At 64.6% G+C, this 1,819-nt stretch carries 1 protein-coding gene; it reads right to left on the bottom strand.

Features of this window, described 5'->3' with window-relative positions; all coding sequences use genetic code 11:
- Positions 1-331 precede the first annotated feature (331 nt).
- Positions 332-1,549: an IS110 family RNA-guided transposase gene (locus tag AC5ZGW_RS46085; protein WP_165435657.1), complete on the bottom strand. Its 1,218-nt coding sequence runs from the start codon at positions 1,547-1,549 to the stop codon at positions 332-334.
- Positions 1,550-1,819 lie beyond the last annotated feature (270 nt).

Here is a 1,819-nt window from a genome sequence, read left to right as displayed (position 1 = left end):
ACGGATGAGATGGACAAGCGCTTTCTTCATGGCCGAGACGAAGATTGCAAAGGTCGCCGTAAGTCCATTCTTTTGTTCGGTCGCGCTGCGGGCCATTCTTCCGTCCCGGCCACCGATCTCGCAGCCGTCGCGCGCAGGGGCGGTCAAGGCTGGCCGCGTTTGCGGCCACCGCAAGGCTTGGCCTTGACCGGCCCGAGCACGGCGGCACACTGGCAGTGGAACGGGACTGCATTCCTGCCTAGAACTTGCCGTCAGCCGCGACTATGGTTGTCGGGCGCGGGCGACCTCGTGGCGAAGCGTGACGCGTCGGCTGCAAGCGTCACCGGACTGCCTATTTTGTCCTGCCGAACTGAGGCGCCCGCGCGCCGGTTTTTGGGTGCCGCGGCTTCCATTGCGACACGAATCGTTCGTAGCTTTGCTCCGCCTGGGCGGCAATCAACATCTCGCGGTCGCGCAGCGCCTTGATGTTGTAGGCATAGGCTGGTCCACGGCGGCTCCCTTTCTGTTGTGGATGTCCGGCTTGAAGTTGCATCGCGCGGGTCTTATTGGCGACCAGCGCCGGGCGCGCCCACAGGTAATCCTCGCCCTTTGTCAGCAAATGCCAGCAGAGCACAGTGAGCTTCCGAGCCACGGCCACCGCGGCGATCTGATGGCCGCGTCGGGCGCGGATGCGCACGAAAAAAGCATGCAGTGGACCGGGCGCCTTGGCCGCTGCCCAGGCCGCCTCGACCAGCATGGCGCGCGCATGACTGCGGCCGATCTTGCTGATACGGCCGTGGTGGACGGCTCCCAGCCCGGACTGCCGCACCCGCGGGTTCAGCCCGAAATAGCTCACCAGCTTCTGCGGGCTGTTGAACCGGTTGATGTCGCCGATCGCCGCCACGATTCCGGCGGCGACCGCCAGATTCACGCCGGTGATCGTCATCAATCTGTTCACCGCGGAATCCTCGATTGCGTCCTGTGCGATCTCGCGATCGAGCAGGGCCAGGTCTTCGGCCAAACGGTCAAGCTCACGGACGTGCCGATCGACGGCCGCCCGCTCATCGTCTGGCAACTGTTGAGCGGCCAACCACGCCCGGCCGCGGGCGTTGAAAAGATCGGCATGCGGGCACTTCGGGATCAGGTGCGCGTGCAGGATCGAATGCACCTCGTTCTTGAGCCGCGTACGGTGCCGCACGACCTGGTAGCGCCGCGCCACCAGCCTACGCTTGCGCTCGGTCTCCGCGTCAGGCGTCCAGATCTGCGGCAGGTATCCCGCCGCCTGCAAACTGGCGAGCGTGCCGGCATCGATCTTGTCGGTCTTGACGTGAGCCTGGGCGATCGCCTTCACCTGCAACGGATTGGCGATAATCACCCGCGCCACGAATGGCGCCAGCACTCGCGACACCGCCATGCTGTTGCCGGTCGCTTCGAGCACCACCTCATCACCGGCCAGCAGGGTCTTGCCAAATCCCTCCAGCGCAGTCCGCGTCATATCAATGCGGCCCGCATGTCGGAGCCTGCCGTTCTCCCAAAATACCACCTCCCCGAAGGTTCGGTGGACATCAATGCCAATTACCCGTCGCATTCGCACCTCCTCTGCCGGACAACGATGGGAGCTGCGGGCGACACGACAACTACGGATTCGCCCTCGCGGCGCAACCGGGCGAGTCGCAGAGGCGGCCAGCTACTAACTCGAGCTCTCGGCTCATCGTGTGCATCGGCCTGCCCGCACTTCGTGCTCCCGGTGCCTCTGTCCCGATGGTCGCACCATACGCCACGATGTAGAACACCGCAGCGGAACGTTGGCACCGAGACATCTCATACCGGTTACCAACCC

The organism is Bradyrhizobium sp. Crot121, from assembly GCF_059512385.1.
The sequence above is the reverse complement of the archived record's forward strand: the minus strand, read 5'-3'. Positions and strand labels throughout refer to the sequence as shown.